We start from the raw sequence: 19,647 nt of genomic DNA, 5'->3' as shown, positions 1-19,647 counted from the left end.
CGGACGCGGCGTCAGACCGCGCAGCAACCCCACGTCAGAGCGTGGCGCGCGGATGCCGCTGAAGGGCAATATCCTCGACCGCCAGATGGTCCGCCAGCGGCGCCTCGAAGATCAGGTCGATCCACGCCTTGTCCAGAACCCGATTGTCGAATGCCATGTAGAACAGGTCGAAGGCAAATCGCGCGTCCGGTGCTCCTGCGGGCCAGGCTTGGGTCTGCTCCCCGACATTCGGACCCCAACCGAGGTTGAGCCGCAGGAAAACCGGCGCATCGGGGACAGTGCCAAGGTCCACATCGATGCTGAGGATATCATGCCGCGTGATCCGCGCCGCGTCGGCCAGTGGCAAAGCGCTGGATAGCGACAGGTAGCGCGCCGCGCCCGGGTCGGTGAGGTGCAGGTCGATCCCGAACGCGCCGCTCTGGGCCGGCCGCTGCGACAGGCTGGCGGTCAGTCTTGGATCATCGGAATGGAGCGTGACATCTCCCGACAGGGCCTGCCATGGCTGGAACCCGTCCTGAGCGGCGGGTTTGCGGGCAGCGGCCCAGAGGTCGGGCCGCCAGCCCCAGATCAGACCCGGAACCGGCGCACAGCCCGTCAAAGGCGCGGGCATATGCTCCGGATCGGGCACGGGCTGCGGCGGGCGACGCCGGGAAAAGGGCCAGAGCGCCACGCCACCGCCCTCCTGCGATCAGAGATCGGCGTAGACGTGTTTTTCGGCTGCGCCGCCCGGATGGGTCACCGCGCCGCGATAGGTCTCGCCCACCTGCTGGGCATATTTCCACAGCGCGCCGGACGCATAGATCGTGTCGCGCGGACCGCTCCAGGCGTCCTTGCGCGCGGCCAGTTCCTCGTCCGACAGCGCCACGGAAATCTCTCCGTTGCGGGCATCGAGCGTGATCATGTCGCCGTTCCGGATCAGGGCGATCGGACCGCCATGCGCCGCTTCGGGGCCGACATGCCCGACACAGAAACCGCGGGTTGCGCCCGAGAACCGGCCGTCGGTTATGAGCGCCACTTTCTTGCCCATGCCCTGACCGGACAGGGCGGCGGTGGTGGCGAGCATCTCGCGCATGCCGGGACCGCCCGACGGACCCTCGTTGCGGATGACGATCACCTCGCCTTCCTCATAGGCGCGCTCCTGCACGGCGGCGAACGCATCTTCCTCGCATTCGAACACCCGCGCCGGACCGGTGAAGGTCAGCTGATCCTCGGTCATGCCGGCGATTTTCACGATAGCCCCCTGCGGGGCCAGATTGCCCTTCAGGCCAACCACACCGCCCGTCTTGGAGATCGGCGTCTCCACCGGATAGATCACCTTGCCATCGGCTTCGCGCTCCACAATGTCGATCTCTTCCCCGATGGTGCGGCCGGTGACGGTCATGCACTCTTCGTGGATCAGACCCGCCTTGCGCAACTCCTTCATCACCACCGGCACGCCGCCGGCTTCGTAGAGGTCCTTGGCGACATAGGCGCCGCCGGGCTTGAGGTCGACGAAATAGGGCGTGTCGCGGAAGATCTCGCACACATCATCGAGGAAGAACTCGATCCCAGCCTCATGCGCGATGGCCGGCAGGTGCAGGCCCGCATTGGTGGACCCGCCGGTGCAGGCCACAACGCGGGCGGCATTTTCCAGCGACTTGAGGGTCACGATATCGCGTGCGCGGATGTTCTTCTCGATCAGGTTCATCACCGCGCGGCCCGAAGCCTCGCTATACTGGTCGCGGCTCTCGTAGGGCGCGGGCGCGCCCGAGCTGTTGGGCAGCGCCAGACCGATCGCCTCGGACACGCAGGCCATGGTGTTGGCGGTGAACTGGCCGCCGCAGGCCCCGGCGGAGGGGCAAGCCACGGCTTCGAGCTTTTCCAGCTCGCAGGTGGACAGGTTGCCGGCCTGATGCTGGCCCACGGCCTCGAACACATCCTGCACGGTCACGTCACGGCCCTCGTAGCGGCCCGGCAGGATCGACCCGCCATAGACGAAGACCGACGGCGTGTTGAGCCGCACCATCGCCATCATCATGCCGGGCAGCGACTTGTCGCAACCGGCCAGCCCGACGATCGCGTCATAGGCGTGGCCGCGCATGGTCAGCTCGACCGTGTCGGCAATCGCCTCGCGGCTGGCGAGCGAGGACCGCATCCCCTCATGCCCCATGGCGATCCCGTCAGTGACGGTGATGGTGGTGAATTCGCGCGGCGTGCCCATGGCGGTCTTGACGCCGAGCTTGACCGACTGTGCCTGACGGTTGAGCGCGATGTTGCACGGCGCGGCCTCGTTCCAACAGGTCGCCACGCCGACGAGCGGCTGGTGGATCTCGGTCTCCGACAGGCCCATCGCGTAAAGGTAGGACCGGTGTGGTGCGCGGGCCGGACCCTCGGTCACGTGGCGGCTGGGCAAACGGGACTTGTCAAATTTCGGGGCGTCCATCGCGCGGGTCTCCTGTCAGTCGGACTGTGCTGAGACGTGCTTAGGCGAGCCCATACCAAATCTCAAGGGAGATGGCGGTGCGGGACATGTATGGATGGGGTGTGATGACGGGCTCCGAAGGAAAAGTGGGGCAAAGGACCCAACGGAGCCCGCCACTGCTCGTGCCTCACTAACCTTGCGGCCAATGCGCACTGACAGGCGCGCCCGGCAAACGGGAACAGGGAAAACCCGCTTGCCGGTAAAGACGCTGGTCGGCGGCGCGAAGCGGGAGATCCTACCGAGGGGAGAGGCGGATCAATCCCGGTCCGGGCGAAAGTTCGCAGGCTGTCCGCCCGTCTGTCTTGCGCCCCGATCAGCGTCTTGCAAGGCGCATATATGGGCCGGGGGACCGGGCAGACAGCCCCGCGCATCGGGCCACGCAATCGCGTGACAGAACCATGGATGTCGGATGTCGGGAATTCGGGCCGGTTCAGACTTCGCCGTGGATCAGGCCGGAGCCGAGCCCGCGAATGGCCGCCGTCACCCTGTCGGACGTGCCGAGCTTGAGGAACACGCGCCGCAAATAGGCGTCGACCGTGTGGACCGATACGCCCAGGATCGTGGCAATGTCCATGTTGCTCTTGCCGCGCGCGACCCATTCGAGCACTTCATTCTCGCGCCGTGACAATTCCACCACATTGGGCCGGATCTCGTTCAGCATCTCGCAGTAGCGCAGGTGGCCAAGCTGGCAGACCCATTGCATCTCGCGCACCTGTTCGGGCGGATGCTCGGTCGGGTCTGCACCGAAGCCGAGCCCGAAATAGCCGTTGCGCCCCGCCGGTCCGAAAACCTGCACCGCCAGCCCGTCGCAATGGATATAGGCCCGAGCCTCCGCCAGATATTCGCGCTCCTCGGGACCGAGCTGCATCTCGGCCAGGATCTCGCTCCAGCGGGCGGGCCGGGTCGCGGTCTTGGCGAATGCCGGGATCGGATCGACCTGATAGAGCCGCCGCTGGGTGTAGATCCCGACCCATTCGGGCGGGAACCCCTCGGCCACGACCAGAACCTGCCCCTGATCGTCCGCGCCGACGGGCGGCAGGTGGTGGTAGCTGACCATGTCGATCCGCTGGGACGCGAAATAGGCAATGGTCAGGGACCACAATTCGGAAGGTGCCTCAGCGCTCTCCACCGCGGCGACATAGTCTTCCAGCGCAGTTCTGTTCGGCAAAGTCACCGGCGATCCCCTCATCGGCTCCGGACCCTGTATAGGGCAAAGGCTCGCCCGCTTCGAGTTGATTTGACCCGCCGGAAGTGCAACTCCTTGCGATGACGCTTTTTCCGTTCCGAAAGGCACCGCCCCTTGTCCTCGATCTTTCCCGGCCAATCCCCTGCCTTCGACGCCTATGTCGACCCCGCCCGACCCCGTGCCGAACTGTGGCGCACGCTGCTCGGGCTGGTGCTGATCGTCATCGGCTGGATCGCGATGGCGGCAGGGCTCGTGATGATGGCGCGGCTCGGCTCGCGGCTGCTGGGCACCGACGATCTGGTGGCGCGGATGATGACGGACGCGGACGGGCCGGGCGTGACGGCGGCCTTTCTGGCTTCCTTCCTCGCGCTGACCCTGTCGCTGATGCTGGTGATGCGGGTGCTCTTCCGGCGCAGCCTGCTGACGCTGATCGCGCCGTCGCGGCGGGTGAATTGGGGGCTATATCTCAAGGGTGTGTTCTTCGTGGCCGTCTTCGGGTTGCTGACCACGGGGCTTGCCTCGCTCGCCGATCCGCCGAACCAGCAGATGGCGTTCGGGCGGTGGCTTCTCTGGGCGCCCTTGGGTCTGCTGCTCCTGATGCTGCAGACCGGCACCGAGGAACTGCTTTTCCGTGGTTATTTCATGCAGCAGCTGGGCGCGCGGTTCCGCTCACCCTGGCTCTGGTGGGTCTTACCGTCGCTCCTCTTCGGGCTGCTGCACTGGAACCCCGGCACTTTCGGGGCCAATGCGCCGCTGGTCGTGCTCGCAGCATCGGTTCTGGGGCTGATCCTTGGCGATGTGACGGCCCGGACCGGCTCCCTGTCGCTCGCCATGGGCCTGCATCTGGCCAACAATCTCTCGGCGGTGCTGATCGTCGGGATGCCGTCGCAAATCTCCGGCATGGCGCTCTTTCTGGCCGATGTGGACATGAGCGACACGGCGGCTGTGCGCACCGGACTCCTGATCAATCTGGCGACTATTCTGGTCGCCTACGGGATTTACCTGATGGTCATGGCCCGCCGCCGGACCTGACGCGGCAGCGATTGCTTTTGCGCCTCTCAACGACTATCTACGGCCCGTCACAGGAAAGAAGAGACTGCCGGACATGAACTGGATTTCGAACTATGTTCGCCCGAAGATCAATTCGCTGTTCTCGCGGCGCGAGATCCCGGACAATCTGTGGACCAAATGTCCCGAATGCGGGCAGATGCTGTTCCACCGCGAACTGTCCGAGGCGCTGAACGTCTGCCCTTCCTGCGACCACCACCTGCACATTTCCCCGCGCGAGCGGTTCGAGGCACTGTTCGACGGCGGCGTTTTCGTCGAGATCGACGTGCCGCAGCCGATCGCCGACCCGCTTCAGTTCAAGGATCAGAAAAAATATCCCGACCGGCTGAAGGAAGCGCGGCGCAAGACCAACGAGGCCGAGGCGATGCTGGTCGCCGAGGGCAAGATCGGGGATCTGCAGATCGTCGCGGCCGGACAGGATTTTAGCTTCATGGGCGGGTCCATGGGCATGTATGTTGGCAATGCGATCATCGCCGCCGCCGAACGGGCGGTGAAGAAGAAATGCCCGCTCATCCTCTTCTCGGCCGCCGGCGGCGCGCGGATGCAGGAAGGTATCCTGTCGCTGATGCAGATGCCGCGCACCACGGTCGCGGTCGAGATGCTGAAGGAAGCCGGCCTGCCCTATATTGTAGTCCTGACCCATCCGACCACGGGCGGCGTCACGGCCTCCTATGCGATGCTGGGCGATGTGCAGATCGCGGAGCCGAACGCGCTCATCTGTTTCGCGGGACCGCGCGTCATCGAACAGACGATCCGTGAAAAGCTGCCCGAAGGGTTCCAGCGGGCCGAATATCTGCTCGACCACGGGATGCTTGATCGGGTGACCCACCGGCAGGAACTGCGGCGCGAGCTGATCACCATCGCGCGGATGCTGATGAACCAGCCGCCGGCGGTGGTCGCGAACCTGCCGAGCCCCGAAGTGGCGGCCGCCGTGCCGGCCGAACCGAAGGCCGAGGCGGCGCCGAAAGCCGCCGCGCCCAAGGATACGGACGCGAAGCCCGCATCGTGAGCAGCACCACCAGCGACGCCATCCTCGAACGGATGATGGCGTTGCACCCCAAAATCATCGACCTGACGCTCGACCGGATGCACCGGCTGCTGGCGGCGCTCGGCCATCCCGAGCGGAACCTGCCGCCGGTCATCCATATCGCGGGCACGAACGGCAAGGGCTCGACCCAGGCCATGATCCGCGCCGGGCTCGAAGCCGCGGGATTGCGGGTGCATGCCTATACATCACCGCATCTGGCGCGATTCCACGAGCGGATCCGGCTCGCCGGCACGCTCATATCCGAGCCGGACTTGCAGGCCGTGCTCGACGAATGCCTTGCGGCCAATGGGGACGCGCCGATCACCTATTTCGAGATCACGACCTGCGCCGCGCTGCTGGCATTCTCCCGCGTGGACGCCGACGCGACGCTGCTGGAAGTGGGGCTCGGCGGGCGGCTTGATGCGACAAATGTCGTGGACGCGCCGCGTCTGACGCTGATCACACCCGTGTCGCTCGACCACCAGCAATATCTGGGCGACACCCTGACCGAGATCGCGGGCGAGAAGGCGGGCATCCTGAAGGCGGGCGTGCCTACGCTCATCGGCCCGCAAGCGGCGGAGGCGGAGGACGCGATCCTGCGCCGCGCCGCAGCGGTGGGTGCGCCGGTGACGCTCGCGGGGCAGGATTTCCAGACATGGGAAGAACGCGGACGCATGGTCTATCAGGACATGGACGGGCTCCTCGACCTGCCATTGCCGGTCCTGCCCGGCGCACATCAGGTCGGCAATGCCGGCCTTGCCATCGCCGCTTTGCGCGCGCTGGGGCTGACCGACGAGCACGTCGCCGAGGCCGCCATCCGAAAGGCCGAATGGCCGGCGCGGATGCAGCGGTTGCGCAAGGGGCCGCTTGTCGACGCCGCCACGGCGGGCGGTGCCGATCTCTGGCTCGACGGCGGGCACAATCCGGCCGCCGGCATCGCGCTGGCGGAAACCCTGTCGCGGCTGGAACCGCGCCCGCTGCACCTGATCTGCGGAATGCTCAACACCAAGGATGTCACCGGCTACCTCGCGCCGCTGGCCCCGCTGACCGACCGTTTGCACGCTGTGTCGATCCCGGGCGAGGCGGCGACCCTGTCGGCGCGGGAAACAGCCGATGCTGCCCGCGCCGTTGGCATGGAGGCTGTTTGCGCGCCATCCGTCGCGGATGCGGTGGGCCAGATTGCGGACACGGCGCCGGGCGCCCGCATCCTGATCTGCGGATCGCTCTATCTTGCCGGTCGAATCCTGCGCGAAAACGGCTAGCCAAACGAAAAACGGGAGCCGAAGCTCCCGTTTCCCAAATCCACCGGTCTGACCGGGATCAGAGCGCGCTCTTGATCCAGTCGTTCAGCGCGGCCTTCGGGGCAGCGCCGGTCTTGTTGGAAAAGACCTGACCGTCCTTGTAGAGGAACAGCGCCGGAATGCCGCGGACGCCAAGCTGGCTCGGCGAGACCGGATTTTCATCGACATTGACCTTCACGACCTTGATCTGGCCTGCATATTCGTCGGACAGCTCTTCCAGAGCCGGACCGATCTGGCGGCAGGGGCCACACCACTCCGCCCAGAAATCCACCACGACGGGGATATCCGATTTGACGACTTCCGCCTCGAAACTGTCGTCGGTCACCTTGACCGTTGCCATGGGAGTGCCTCCTGCATTGCCCGTATTGCGTTGAGCCGAATCTAGGTATCCCGACTGAAAGGGTCAAGGAGTGGCAGCCTTGCGCAGGGCGCAGATCACATCTGCGTGCGGCAACGGCATCAGCGTGGCGGTCCGAGTCCAGAGGATGGCCGTCTCCACCCTGCGATCGGGATAGATCAGGCCGAGAGCCTCGGCATAGGCGCCCATCTGTCGCAACAGCGCGTCCGGTACCTCCGCCGCACTGTCCGGCACGTCCCGGTTGGTCTTGAAATCGACCGCCATGACGCGGTCGGACGCCACCAGAAGCCGGTCGATCCGCCCCAGGATCGGGGTGCCGCCCAATGTATCGAGCGGTGCGGTCACGGCGACTTCCGGCAGGCTGTCGGGGCCGAAAACCGCGCCGAGCGCCGGATCGGCCAGAACGGCCAGCGCCTCGTCCATGACCTGTTGCTGCCGGTCCTCCGGCACACCAGCGCGGGCAAGCAGACGCCGTGCCGCCGTTGCATGGGTGGTCCGCGCCTGCGGGTCGTGCGGCAGGGTCTCCAGAAGCAGGTGCACCCACGTGCCGTGATCAAGCGCGGCGGCGCGCAACTCCGGATCGGGCAGGGCACCGCCCGCGGCAATCACATGCGCGCCCCCCAGATCCGACGGCGCGCGCGGGGCCGGCCGGCCCGCAACAGGCGGAGCAGGCGCGTCGATCCAGCGCGGCAGAATCACAGGATGTTCATCCCCGCCGAGGGGCGGTGTGTCCTGCGCGGCAGGCGCGTCCCCGGCGGCATGTGTCTCCAGCAAGCGCACCGGCCCGTCGATGCCCGGCACCGGATCGGCCTCCACCGCGCCCAGCGCCGTCATGGCGGCCTCGACCAGCTGGTACCAGCCCGGTTCGGCGCTGGCGCTCTGCATCCCGCCACCGCAGACGATGAGCCAGTTCTCCGCCCGCGTCAGAGCCACATAGAGAAGCCGCAGCGATTCCCGCCGCTCGCGGTCGCGGCGCTCGACCTCCATGTCCCGCAGCGGCTGCGGACTTTGCGCATCGGCCATCGTCCAGACCGGCATATCCGCTGCGAGTCGCCCGACGGCCGGTTTGGACGAGGCCCGCCGCTGGGCGGTGTCCGGCAGGAAGACGATCTTCGATTCCAGCCCTTTCGCGCCATGCACCGTCATCACCCGCACCTCGCGCTGGGCGCCGTCCGACAGCCGCTTCACCTCGATATCGTCGGAGGTGATCCAGGCAAGGAATCCCGTCAGCGAGGGCGGCTCGACCTGCTCGTAGGCCAGCGCCTGGTTGAGCAGTTCGTCGAGCCCGTCAGCCGCGACCTGCCCCATGCGGGCCAAGATCCGCCGCCGCCCGTCATGATGCTGCAGGAGCCGGTCGATCAGGTCATAGGGCCGCTCGAAATCAACCCGGTCGCGCAGGTCGCGCAAAAGCGCATGCGCGGCCGGATAGCGGTCCTTCGCATCCTGCACAGCGCGCCAGAGCGTGCGCTTGCCGCGCCCATGTGCCAATTCAAACAGATCCCGCTCGTCCAGCCCCAGAAGCGGCGAACGCAACGCCTCGGCCAGCGCCAGATCGTCCTCCGGCAGGGCCGCGAACCGCAGGAGCGAGAGGATATCGCGCACCGCCAGTTCGTCGGTGATGCGCATCCGGTCAGCCCCCGCAACGGGAATGCCACGGGCCTTCAACTCGCGGATCAGGTCATGGAAGAGCGCCCGCCGTTTCTGCACAAGAATGACGATGTCGCCGGCATGGACCGGACGGCCCGCACCGGGCAGGGCCGTATCCTCCGCCAGCATGGCTGCAATCCGGTCCGCAACCGCGCGCGCCACGACACGCTCGGGCGCATTGCGCGGACGCTGATCCACCGGCTCGAACCACGGCGCCTCCTCCTCGGCATCGGGTTTCGGGACGAAAGGCCACAACTCGACCCGCCCGGGCCGGCTGTCATGGAACGCGCGATGCTCGATCTCGGCCTGCTGGACAGCGATATCCTGCCCTTCAAACACCCGGTCCACCAGGTCCAGCACCACCGGCGCAGAGCGGAAACTGTAGAGCAGATCGGTCAGTTGCAGCGTTTCCCCGATATCGTCGAGCGCTGCGCGGAACCGCTCCCGCTGCGCCCCGAATTCGACCGGATCGGCCCCCTGGAAGGAATAGATCGACTGTTTCTCGTCGCCGACGACGAAAATCGTGCGGGCAATGTCACGTGCACCGGCGCCGGCGAAGAAATCGGCGGTCACCGCCTGCACCACCTGCCATTGATCCGGGCTCGTATCCTGCGCCTCGTCGACAAGGATATGATCAATCCCGCCATCGAGCCGATAGAGCACCCATTCGGCCATGTCGGACCGGGTCAGCAGCGCCGCGGCGCGGGCGATCAGGTCGTCATAGTCGAGCAGACCCTGCCGCGCCTTCACCGCGTCATATTCCGCCACGAACGCCCCGCCGAACGCATGCAGGCAGAGCGTGCGCTCCACTGCGGACAGGGCCAGCCGGTCGGCGCGCGCGCGCTCCACCCGGTCCGCCAGCGCATCGAGCGCCGTCGTATCGTCCGGATGGGCATCGCGCAGCCCTTTGGTGGGAAATTTGCCGGCCTTGGAGCCGAAGGGCACTTTGGCGGACCCTCCGGTCAGCAGGATCCCCTCCAGCCCCTGCAATAGCCCCATATCCGAACCGGCGCCCAGCGCGTCGGCCAGTTTCGCACCCGCCTTGGCATCATTCGTGGAGGAGCCGAGCAGGCGCGTCTGCCACCGCGCGAGCAGCGCCCGTTCGCTGCCGTCAAAAACACCGCGGAGCAGGTTGTCTTCGGTCACGCCATCGGCCAGCCCGAAAGCGCGGCGGACCGTGGCCGGGTCTGGCAGGTCACGGAAGGCAGCGGCATGGGGCAGGATCGCGGCGATGAGCGCGTGCGGGTCGTCGCCCGACAGGTGCCGCGCCATGCCGTCGAAAATCGCGCGGCGGGCCGGATCGTCGGCCATCGCCTCCAGTATCTCGTCGCTGATCTGCACCTTGCGGCGCGGATCGATGAGCTGGAATTGCGGCGGCAAGCCGGCTTCGAGTGGGAAGCGCCGCAGGATGGCATCGCAGAAAGCGTGGATCGTCTGGATTTTCAACCCGCCCGGCGTCTCCAGCGCCTGCGCAAAGAGCCGCCGCGCCGCGTCGAGCGCATCCCTGTCGAGCGCCCTTGGGTCCTCGCCCAGTTCCACAAGTTCCGCGCGCAGATCGTCCTCGGACATCATCGACCAAGTGCCAAGCTGCCTGTAGAGCCGGTTCTGCATCTCGCCCGCGGCCGCACGTGTATAGGTCAGGCAAAGCACCTTGCGCGGATCGGTGCCGTTCAGCAAAAGCCGCGCCACCCGTTCGGTCAGAACGCGGGTCTTTCCCGATCCGGCATTGGCCGACACCCAACTCGACCGACCGGGTGTCGCGGCCACATGCTGGGCCAGCCGCGCGGCATCGGGTGCGGAGCGGGTCACAGCGGCACCTCCACCGGATCGTCGCCATCATCCCATTCACCGCGCCGCGACAGCTGATCATAATCGCTGTCATAGGTGATCTTGTGCGGACGCGTCCGCGCCGGATAGGGCTGTGCCGGGTCCTGATAGGCCGTCAGAAGCCGCACAAGGTCCGCCCGATGGGTTTCGATCTCGTCTGGCGATGCGTCGAGACGGCGGAGCGACCCCGTCCCGCCGAGCCCGATATATTCGAGCCGCCCGACCGGCGTCGCCGCCAGCGTGTCAAACCCGCCGGCCTGGGCGATCAGCGCTTCGAGATAGAGCTGCTTGTCGAACTGGCGCACCTGCGCGTCCGAGGGCGGCGTTCCGGTCTTGTAGTCGAAGATCGCGAGCGACCCGTCCGCCAGAAGGTCGATCCGGTCGACCCGTGCTTCCAGCGTGAAGGGCGCCGACAGGCCCGAGACCGCCCAGCGCCCCCAGACCTCCTGTATCAGGACCTTGCCGTCCGCGCGCCGCTCGGCCTCGGTCGCCACGAACCATGGCGCGATCCGGTCGAGCCGCGATTTCCAGATGCGGCGCACCGCGGGCCAGGGCACGATCTCTTCCAGTGTCTCTGCCGCGATCCGGCGGAACCGGTCCACCTCGACCTCGGGCGGCTCGTTCTCAAACGCCGCGACGCATTTCTCCAGCACCTCATGCAGGGTCGTGCCGCGTTCCAGTGCATCCGGCTCCTTGCCCGGCGGCGCCACCGCCCGCAGGTTCAGCACGTAGCGCGCATAGATCGAATAGGGGTCACGGATCAGCGCCTGAATGCGGGTGGCCGACAGCTTGTCGGGCCGCGCCGCGCGGGGGGGACAGGGGGCCGGGCGCGGTGCGGCGGGCACCTCGGCCAGCGGCCTGTCGACAGCGGCCGCAAGATCGGTCCAGACCCGGCCACGCGCGCGCAAATCATCCATATGGGACCAGGCGCCCGCACGCCCATCCGCGACGGCGATCCGGTCGATCCCGTCGACAAGATTGCCGAGCCGCACGAGCCAGCGCGCGGCCACACTCGGCGCCTCGGCCTCGCGGACCGATCGCGTCAGGACCACCTCCGGCGCATTGGCGGCCTGCTGGAAATCATGGGCCGCGAGCCCGATACGGCGTTCGGGCAGCGGCAGGTCCAGCTGCCGCCGCATGTCGCGGTTCATCCACGGATCGACACTCGTGCTGCCAGGCCAGACGCCTTCGTTCAATCCGCCGAGGATCATCACCTCCGCGGTTCCCACGCGGGCCTCCAGCGTGCCCCAGATCGACAGGAGCGGATGGGTCTCGAACGCTTCGTCGCGCACGTCCTGCGCCGACAGCAGCCGGTTCAGAAGCACATCGAAGTCGCCGGCCGACATAGGTGCCCCGCGGTCGCCTGCCTCCTCGAGTTTGCGCAGGACCTCCGCGGCGCGCGCGCCGGCCGCCTTGTCCCAGAGGCTGACAACCGCATCCGGACCGGGTTCCGCGCCGCGGGACAGTGCTTCTGCCGCGACCCGCAGGCGGGCAGCATGTCCGCCCACATTGAGCTGCGCATCACCGGCAAGCGGATCGAGGCTGGCCGCCAGATGCGCCGCCCAGGCGGGCGCTTCCTCCATCCGGGCCTTCGGACTTTCCGCCCAGGCGCGGAGCGCCGCGCCGTCGATGAAAGGCGGTCCGCCGCGCAGGAAACTCAAGTCCAGCCGCCGCGACAGGACGAGATGCCGCCGCCGCGCGTCGCGCAGGCCGCCGACCAGCGGACTGCCGAGGATCGGCAGGAGCGCGTTCGGCGTCAGCCGCCGGCCCGCCAGCGCGGCCAGTTCGCGCAACAGAAGGCCCGGCGGGGTCAGAGACAGGGGCCGCCCGGCGGAATCGTCGGGCACGATCTGCCAGCGGTCGAGCATGGCGGCCACTCGGCGTGCAAGAACACGGTCGGGCGTGATGAGCGCCGCGGAGCGCCCGTCCTCTGCGGCGGCCCGCATCCGGCAGGCAATCGCACCGGCTTCGAGCCTTGCGGTATCGGCCTCGACCAGCGTGACGCCCGACAGGCTCGCATCCAGCGCGTCCGCATGGGCCGGCCCGTCGCGCATCCACTGTTCGGTCACCGGCGCAGGCCGGAGCGACAGCGACAGCAGCGCCGCCCGGTCAGGCACAGGAGAAGCGACAGGCCCAAAGGCGGGTAGCGCGGCCATATCCACGCCGAGCCGCCGGCCGAGGCGGGCAAATCCGAATTGCGGATGGTCCTGCTCGCCATCGATGGCCTGCCACTGATCGGGGCCCTGTTGCATGTCCACGCCGGGCAGGATCACCGCGCCCTGCGGCAGGTTTGCGACGATTTCCATGAACCGCGCCGTTGCGCCGCGCGACCCTGTTGATCCGGCAATGAGGATCGGTGTGTCCGGCGGCTCTTCCGCCCAGATCCGGCCCAGCGCCTCGACCAGCCGGCGCTGGCGGTTCTGCCCCGACGGATCGGTTCCGGCCTCGTCGCCATCGTCCGAACCGGCAAGGATTTTCAGAAACGTCAGGCTGCGCTGCCAGTGACCCGACTGGTGGCCGACATCAAGGGTCTCGAGCCGTGACAGCGGCACGGCCTCTCCGCCCAGTTCGTCCTGAAAGAGCGCGATGCTCTCGGCCAGATCGAACCGCGCGGATTGCGGCGCCAGATCGGGTTCCAGATCCAGAAGCCGCGCCACCAATTGCGACATGTCGAGCATCCGGTGCAGCGGATCGGGTGGCGACGGCAGGTCGACAAGCAACGGCACATCCGCCTCGAGATCTTCCAGAACCCGGACCTGCGGCAAGAGCGCCGCGCCACCTGCGACGAATGCGGCTTCGAGCGCGCGGGCCGCTCGCCGCGTGTTGAGATAGATGCGCACCCGCGCCGCGGCTTCGGGCGGCTGGCCTTCGAGTCTTGACCGGAGCCCGTCATAAAGCGCCTGCGTCGGATCGCAACCAAGCGGCAGGCCGAAGAGGCGCGGTCCCTCCTGATCGGGGAACAGGCGGGTCATCGGGCCAGCTCCGCTTCGGCAAGCGCTATGCCCTCGGGCCGTCCGACATCGACCCAGCCGCCCTCATGGGTGATAGCCCGCAAGGTGCCGTCCGCGATCATCGAATCCCAGAGCCGGTTGAGCGAGAAGGCGCCCGGCGGCATCGCGGCGAGCCGCCCGGTCCGCAGAATCTGCGTGCCGCCATAGATAAAGGGGGCAGTCGGCGCATCGCCGCGCCGTCGTGGCAGGCCGTCATCGACAAAGAAATCCCCCGGCGCGACATGGCCTGCGGCGCGAGCGCGCGGCACGACCATGAGCACGGCTTCGGCTGCCGGATCGGCCTCCATCGCCGCGATCAGCCGCGGCAACGGGTTCGGACCGGTCCAGACCGTGTCGGGGTTCAGCGTCATCACCGGATCAGCTTCCAGAAGCGGCAGCGCCCGCTGCAAGCCGCCGCCGGTTTCCAGAATTTCGCCGCTCTCGTCAGAAAATCCGAGCGTCGGTGCGGCCCTGCCAGCCAGATGGTTGCGGATCATCTGCCCCTTGTAATGCAGGTTCAGAACGGCCCGCGTCAGACCCGCTTCCGTCACCAGATCGAGCGCATGGTCCAGAAGCGGTCGGCCGGCAACCTCGACAAGCGGCTTCGGCCGGTCGGCCGTCAGGGCGCCCATGCGGGTGCCGAACCCCGCGCAGAAGATCATCACCGGCGGCGTCATCCGGCCTCCGCCACGCGGCGCCGCGCGCGGATCCGGTCCTGCCGTTTTGCATCGGGCGGCGGGATCAACGCCCGGACCCGCGGCGCGAGGTCGCGCAGCACGGGATGGGCAAGGTCGGTTTCGATATGGGTCCAGACACGCGGCATTTTCGACAGGTAGCCCGCCTTGCCGTCGCGGGTCGACAGTCGCGCGAACAGACCGAGAATCTTGAGGTTCCGCTGCAGCCCCAGCACGGCCATGTCGGCCAGCACGTCCGCCTCTGACCGGCCGCTCCGGTCGAGATATCGGCGGATCATCCGGTCGCGCAGGCCCGGTGACAGGTCGCGCCGCGCATCTTCGAGCAGCGAGACGAGATCATAGGCCGGGTGGCCGGCCAGCGCGTCCTGATAGTCGAGCAGCCCAACGGCGGCGAGTTCGGACCGGTCCGGCAACCAGATCAGGTTCTCCGCATGATAGTCGCGGTAGATGAGCACCGGCGGCCTTGCCGCGCGTTCAGCCACAAGGTCCGACAGGGCGGCATCGAGCGCGTCCCTGTCGCCGGTGGAACCCCCGTCCTCCGGATCGAGATACCAGTCGAAGACGAGCCGCCATTCCCGCCGGTAGGTTGCCATATCATAGGGCGGCAACCTGTAGGCAGGTGCCGCGTCCAGCCCCGGCAGGTCCGGCAGGGGCAGGTCAACGGGGCATGGCCGGTCCTGCAGCGCGGCCAGAAGGTCGATGGCGCGGCTGTAGCTGGCCGCCTCGATCGCGGGATCCACGGCCACCCGCGCGACAAGCGCATCGCCCAGATCCTCCAGTAGCAGAAACCCGTTGTCCGGATCGACGACAAGCGGCGCGGGCACGCTCCAGCCGGTTTGCCCCAGCCATTGGCCGACCGCAAGAAAGGGCCGCAAGTCGGCCGCAATACCGTCTTGCGGCGGACAATCCATCAGGATCGCGCGGCGGTGCCCGTCCGACAGGCGCGCATATCGGCGGGTGGACGCATCACCGGTCATCGGATCGACGGTCGTCCCCGACCAACCGGCCTTCGACAGGAAGCGGGATTGCGCGGCCATGCGGTCCATCAACGGGCCCCTCCGGCAGTCAGGGCAGTGACCGCGGCGTCCCACCCCGGTCCGGTCGCCGTGATATCCAGCCCACGGCGCCCAACTTGCGCATCGATATCGAACCGCAGATCCAGCCGACGCGCGGGCAAGAGACCGCCCAACCGGTCTGGCCATTCGATCAGGCAGATCGCCGTATCGAATGCCTGATCGAGGCCCAGTTCGATTGTCTCGTCAGGGTCGGTCAGCCGGTAGAGATCGACATGCCAGATCTCTGTCTCCGCCAGATCATAGACCTGAACCAGCGTGTAGCTTGGCGAAGGCACATCTTCCCAGCGATCCTCGGCGTCCAGCCGCGCCTGGATGAGCGCGCGCGCGAAATGGGTCTTGCCGGCACCGACCGGTCCGGTCAGGCAGATCGTATCACCCGCACCCAATAGCGGTGCGAGCCGCACGGCGCGCGCGGCAGTGTCGTCGGCATCGGTCAGGGTGGTCTGCGGCACAGTCCGGTCCGGTCAGGGTTACTCCGCCCTTTGTGACCGTTTCACCGTGACGTTGCAACATTGTGCAGGGCCGCGACACGCACCGATCCGGTATCCCGGCGGCGCGGCGCAAACTGGCAGAGCAACGCCCCGTCAGGCAGATCCTGCATCCGCAATTCGAAACAGCGCTGGCCCGCCATGAGCCGCACATTGACCGGATGACCCGACCGGCCGCCGAGAAGCCGCGTCTCGGCCTGCTTGTCGAGCCGCTCGCCCGTGGCTTCCTGCAAGACGGTGAGCAGGTCCGTCGCCGTGGCGGTCGGCAGAACGGGATCGGTGCCGAGCAGCTGTGCCAGCAGGTCCAGTTCACCACCGGATTCGACCAACCCGCCGGTCTGGTCGAAGACGAGAAACGGCTGGCGCAAATGCGTCAGGATCGCCCGCAGCCGGCCGACCTCGCTGTTATGATGGCGCTCCGCGTCGATCCGTTCGGAAATATTCTCGAAATGAAAGGCCACCGCATCCTGCGGATGGGGCTGGCCCGAGACGCGCAGGATGCGCCCGTCCGGCAGGGACCAGTCCTCATTGTAGCGGCCCCGTTCGGCCTGCGACTCGAGCGCCAGCAACTGGTCGCGCCAGCCAAGGAAATCGCGCGGCTCCGGGATCAGCCGGTTCTGCCGCAGATTGTCGATCCAGTCCTCCAGCGTCGGGCGCTCCGCAAGCCAAACCGGATCGTGGCGGAACATCTCGGCCAGTGCCGGATTGAAGAGGCTGAGCCGCCGGCTCGCGTCAAAAATGGCCAGACCTGTATCGAGATGCGCGAAGGTTTCGGTGAGCGTGGTCATCATCTCGTCGAGATTGCGCTCCGCCCGCACCCGCGCGCTGATATCGACCGCGCGGTTGAGCGTGATCCCGTCGCGGCGGACATGGTTGCGCACCTGATAGACGCGCGCACCTGTCGGACCATCCATCTCCACCCGGCGACGTGTCTCTTCCGCAGAATCGGGCACGCGGCCCGCCGCGTCGAGCCGGTTCTGGTCCACGACCGGAAGGGTCCGCCAGGCCCGGTTGCCCCAGCCGACACTACCCCCCGAAGAGACCTGCCAGATCGGTTCGGGATAATTCTCGATCTCCTGCACCAGCACCGAGACGTCGATCATCCCGTCGGCGGTCCGCAGCGGCCGCTCCCCGCCGTTGAAAAGCAACAGAGCGGCGACCACCACCACAATGGTGATGGCAAGCACAAGCAGTCCGATCTGGGCATCGTTCAGGGTGGCCAGAACAGGCGGCCAACTTGATACAAGCGCGTGCGACATTTGCTGCCCCGAATGCACGTCGCCCCCACGGCTCCCACGGTCGGTCTCAAGTGTTAACGAAAGATGAACTCTCGTTGGGCGGGTTGTCGCCAAGGGCTGCGCGCGTGCGCTCCCGACCGGCCACGATCTGGTCAAGCGGCCAGAGCACTTCCACCACGGCACCGGGTGGCCGCGCGAGGTCCACCGGACCGGTCTGCATCTCGGCCGCCATGCGCGGGCTCTCCGCCCCGTTGGCAAAGGTCAGTTGCGCGCCGGTCCGCTCCAGAAGCGTCTTGGCAATGAACAGGCCCATGCCCATGCCCTCATAGCCCGGTCGGCGCTCGGACACCCGGCCGCGCCGCACCCTGCGCAGAAACGGCTCCCCGATCTGGTCGATCTGATCGAGCGGATAGCCCGGCCCGTCATCGCCGACGGTGATCCGCAACTGCGTGTCGGTCCAGTCCACGTCGATCCAGACGGTCGAGGCACTGAAATCGACGGCATTCTGGACGAGGTTGCGCAGCCCGTGGATCAGTTCGGGCCGGCGCGCGATCTCCGGTTGGTCGCGCCCGTCCTCGGGGCCCGGCACGGTCCCCGCGACACGGGTGACGATCTCTTTCCCGCGGTCGATATGGGGCTCGGCGGCTTCCTCGATCACCGCCAGTACGGGCGCATGGTGCAGGTGCGAATCATCCTTCCCCGACCGGCCCATGTCGCGCAGGATGTCGCGGCACCGGTCGGCCTGGCTGCGGATCAGCTCCGCATCCTCGCGCAGGTCCGGCCTGTCGGCCAGTTCCTCGGCCAGTTCCGCGCTGACCAGCTTGATCGTCGCAAGCGGCGTGCCGAGTTCATGCGCGGCAGCCGCGACAACGCCGCCCAGCGCCGTCAGCCGTTGCTCGCGGCCCAGCGCCATCTGCGTCGCGGTCAGCGCCTGCGACATGGAGAAAATCTCTGTCGTGATCTTGCGGGCATAGGACGCCACGAAAATCACCGAGATGACGAGCGCCACCCAGATGCCGTTGATGAAAAGGCCCGGCAGTTCCAGAACCGCACCCGACGCATCGACAAGCGGGCGGTTGTAGACCGCCAGCGCCGAGATGAGCAGGATCGCCAGCAGGCTGACCGCAACCGTCGGACGGGCCGAAAGCGCGGTCGCGGAGATGGCCACCGGCGCCAGCACCAGCATCGCGAACGGATTGGAAAGCCCGCCCGTCAGGTAGAGCAGCGCCGCCAGTTGCACGAGGTCGAACATCATCGACAGCATCGCATCGCGCTCGCGCAACCGTTTGGTGCGCGGCAGCAGCAGCGTCGCGATGATGTTGAAGGTCACGGATGCCAGCACCGCGATCAGGCAAAGGTCGAGATCGAGCCTGATGCCCACGATCTGGCTGGCCACATAAACAGCGGCCAGCTGGCCCGCCACGGCGAGCCAGCGCAACAGGATCAGGGTCCGCAATCGAACCCATTCCCCACGGGCGGCATTGAAGCTCGGTATGATCGTCGGTTCGGCCATCCGCCCTGTCTATCCGAGCGGTCCGCCTTCACAAAATGGTTTCAGCCTGCGACGCCGGCGCAGCTTGACCTCGGCCCGCGCATGTTGGAGAGCGGGCCCGAATGACACGCAGCCTGACGGAGGCCCCGATGACACGCACAGCAGCCCTGCTTGCCGGAACCGCACTTGTGGTGGGCCTCGCCGCGACGGCGGCGGTTGTCCTCTGGCCGCGCGACGCCGACCGGTTTGCCGACTGCCGCACGGCGGCCATCGCCGGCGGTGCAGCGATCGGAGGACCCTTCACACTCACCGACCATACCGGCCGCGAGGTGACGGAAGCGGATGTCATCACCGGGCCGACGCTGGTCTATTTCGGCTATACCTACTGCCCCGATGTCTGCCCGCTCGACACGACCCGCAATCTTGACGTGGTCGACCGGCTGGCCGAACGCGGAATGGAGGTGAAGCCGGTTTTCATCACGATCGACCCGGCACGCGACACGGTCGAGGCGCTGGCCGAATATGTGGGCTACCTGCATGAGGATCTGGTGGGTCTGACCGGCACGGACGACCAGATCGCAGCCGCCTCGAAAGCCTACAAGACCTATTACGCGAAAAACGGTGAGGGCGAGGATTACCTGATGGATCATTCCACCTTCACCTATCTGATGGATCCGGAAGAGGGTCTTCTTGCGTATTACCGGACGGCCGGGCAGGAAGAGGCGGACGCAATGGCCGAGAATGTGGCCTGCTACGTCGAACGCCTCTGAGGATTGCGATCACGCACAGGTTT

The 19,647-nt window shown here is 67.2% G+C and carries 15 protein-coding genes; 4 read left to right on the top strand and 11 right to left on the bottom strand.

The window, feature by feature from the left end; genetic code table 11:
- Nucleotides 1-34: 34 nt before the first annotated feature.
- From GSH16_RS04790 to GSH16_RS04780, 3 genes are all read right to left on the bottom strand, one after another.
- Entirely contained in the window at nucleotides 35-670 is a 636-nt protein-coding gene (locus GSH16_RS04790) for a DUF6478 family protein (protein WP_160852425.1), read from the bottom strand.
- Between the two features lie 18 nt (nucleotides 671-688).
- On the bottom strand, nucleotides 689-2,422 hold the full coding sequence (ilvD, locus tag GSH16_RS04785; protein ID WP_160852423.1) for a dihydroxy-acid dehydratase: 1,734 nt from the start codon (nucleotides 2,420-2,422) through the stop codon (nucleotides 689-691).
- Between the two features lie 469 nt (nucleotides 2,423-2,891).
- On the bottom strand, nucleotides 2,892-3,635 hold the full coding sequence (locus tag GSH16_RS04780) for a LuxR family transcriptional regulator (protein WP_160852421.1): 744 nt from the start codon (nucleotides 3,633-3,635) through the stop codon (nucleotides 2,892-2,894).
- A gap of 126 nt (nucleotides 3,636-3,761) precedes the next feature.
- On the opposite strand from GSH16_RS04780, the gene GSH16_RS04775 reads away from it, so the two are divergent.
- The 3 genes from GSH16_RS04775 (at nucleotide 3,762) to GSH16_RS04765 (ending at nucleotide 7,004) form a co-directional block, all read left to right on the top strand.
- Entirely contained in the window at nucleotides 3,762-4,679 is a 918-nt protein-coding gene (locus GSH16_RS04775) for a CPBP family intramembrane glutamic endopeptidase (RefSeq protein ID WP_160852419.1), read from the top strand.
- A 73-nt stretch (nucleotides 4,680-4,752) separates the two neighbouring features.
- A complete protein-coding gene (accD, locus tag GSH16_RS04770) occupies nucleotides 4,753-5,724 on the top strand; it encodes an acetyl-CoA carboxylase, carboxyltransferase subunit beta (RefSeq protein WP_160852417.1) in 972 nt (323 codons plus the stop codon).
- Nucleotides 5,721-7,004 (top strand): bifunctional folylpolyglutamate synthase/dihydrofolate synthase, encoded by a 1,284-nt coding sequence (locus GSH16_RS04765; protein ID WP_160852415.1) that lies wholly within the window; start codon nucleotides 5,721-5,723, stop codon nucleotides 7,002-7,004. The genes accD and GSH16_RS04765 overlap by 4 nt, the downstream gene beginning before the upstream one ends.
- 58 nt (nucleotides 7,005-7,062) lie before the next feature.
- Here the strand turns inward: GSH16_RS04765 and trxA are convergent, their stop codons facing one another.
- From trxA to regB, 8 genes are all read right to left on the bottom strand, one after another.
- Entirely contained in the window at nucleotides 7,063-7,383 is a 321-nt protein-coding gene (gene trxA / locus GSH16_RS04760) for a thioredoxin (RefSeq protein WP_160852413.1), read from the bottom strand.
- A gap of 63 nt (nucleotides 7,384-7,446) precedes the next feature.
- Nucleotides 7,447-10,857 (bottom strand): double-strand break repair helicase AddA, encoded by a 3,411-nt coding sequence (gene addA, locus GSH16_RS04755; RefSeq protein WP_160852411.1) that lies wholly within the window; start codon nucleotides 10,855-10,857, stop codon nucleotides 7,447-7,449.
- Entirely contained in the window at nucleotides 10,854-13,847 is a 2,994-nt protein-coding gene (gene addB, locus GSH16_RS04750) for a double-strand break repair protein AddB (protein WP_160852409.1), read from the bottom strand. The genes addA and addB overlap by 4 nt, the downstream gene beginning before the upstream one ends.
- Nucleotides 13,844-14,542, bottom strand: coding sequence for a nucleotidyltransferase family protein (locus GSH16_RS04745; RefSeq protein ID WP_160852407.1), 699 nt, complete (start codon nucleotides 14,540-14,542; stop codon nucleotides 13,844-13,846). The genes addB and GSH16_RS04745 overlap by 4 nt, the downstream gene beginning before the upstream one ends.
- Entirely contained in the window at nucleotides 14,539-15,606 is a 1,068-nt protein-coding gene (locus GSH16_RS04740) for an aminoglycoside phosphotransferase family protein (protein ID WP_160852405.1), read from the bottom strand. The genes GSH16_RS04745 and GSH16_RS04740 overlap by 4 nt, the downstream gene beginning before the upstream one ends.
- Nucleotides 15,606-16,088 (bottom strand): tRNA (adenosine(37)-N6)-threonylcarbamoyltransferase complex ATPase subunit type 1 TsaE, encoded by a 483-nt coding sequence (gene tsaE / locus GSH16_RS04735; RefSeq protein WP_160852403.1) that lies wholly within the window; start codon nucleotides 16,086-16,088, stop codon nucleotides 15,606-15,608. The genes GSH16_RS04740 and tsaE overlap by 1 nt, the downstream gene beginning before the upstream one ends.
- A 41-nt stretch (nucleotides 16,089-16,129) precedes the next feature.
- A complete protein-coding gene (locus tag GSH16_RS04730; RefSeq protein ID WP_160852401.1) occupies nucleotides 16,130-17,383 on the bottom strand; it encodes a PAS-domain containing protein in 1,254 nt (417 codons plus the stop codon).
- A gap of 46 nt (nucleotides 17,384-17,429) precedes the next feature.
- Nucleotides 17,430-18,875, bottom strand: a complete 1,446-nt coding sequence (gene regB, locus GSH16_RS04725) for a sensor histidine kinase RegB (RefSeq protein WP_160852399.1) — start codon at nucleotides 18,873-18,875, stop codon at nucleotides 17,430-17,432.
- Nucleotides 18,876-19,003: 128 nt separating this feature from the next.
- On the opposite strand from regB, the gene GSH16_RS04720 reads away from it, so the two are divergent.
- On the top strand, nucleotides 19,004-19,624 hold the full coding sequence (locus GSH16_RS04720; RefSeq protein ID WP_160852397.1) for an SCO family protein: 621 nt from the start codon (nucleotides 19,004-19,006) through the stop codon (nucleotides 19,622-19,624).
- Nucleotides 19,625-19,647 lie beyond the last annotated feature (23 nt).

The organism is Oceanomicrobium pacificus (genome assembly GCF_009833495.1).
GTDB classification, from domain to species: domain Bacteria; phylum Pseudomonadota; class Alphaproteobacteria; order Rhodobacterales; family Rhodobacteraceae; genus Oceanomicrobium; species Oceanomicrobium pacificus.
Note: the sequence above shows the minus strand (reverse complement) of the source record. Positions and strands in the feature narration are given on the sequence as shown.

Excerpts from the sequence above, each read along its gene's own strand:
- ilvD (WP_160852423.1), bottom strand. The coding sequence starts at position 2,422 with ATGGACGCCCCGAAATTTGACAAGTCCCGTTTGCCCAGCCGCCACGTG.
- accD (WP_160852417.1), top strand. The coding sequence starts at position 4,753 with ATGAACTGGATTTCGAACTATGTTCGCCCGAAGATCAATTCGCTGTTC.
- trxA (WP_160852413.1), bottom strand. The coding sequence starts at position 7,383 with ATGGCAACGGTCAAGGTGACCGACGACAGTTTCGAGGCGGAAGTCGTC.
- addB (WP_160852409.1), bottom strand. The coding sequence starts at position 13,847 with ATGACCCGCCTGTTCCCCGATCAGGAGGGACCGCGCCTCTTCGGCCTG.
- GSH16_RS04745 (WP_160852407.1), bottom strand. The coding sequence starts at position 14,542 with ATGACGCCGCCGGTGATGATCTTCTGCGCGGGGTTCGGCACCCGCATG.
- GSH16_RS04740 (WP_160852405.1), bottom strand. The coding sequence starts at position 15,606 with ATGGACCGCATGGCCGCGCAATCCCGCTTCCTGTCGAAGGCCGGTTGG.
- GSH16_RS04730 (WP_160852401.1), bottom strand. The coding sequence starts at position 17,383 with ATGTCGCACGCGCTTGTATCAAGTTGGCCGCCTGTTCTGGCCACCCTG.
- regB (WP_160852399.1), bottom strand. The coding sequence starts at position 18,875 with ATGGCCGAACCGACGATCATACCGAGCTTCAATGCCGCCCGTGGGGAA.
- GSH16_RS04720 (WP_160852397.1), top strand. The coding sequence starts at position 19,004 with ATGACACGCACAGCAGCCCTGCTTGCCGGAACCGCACTTGTGGTGGGC.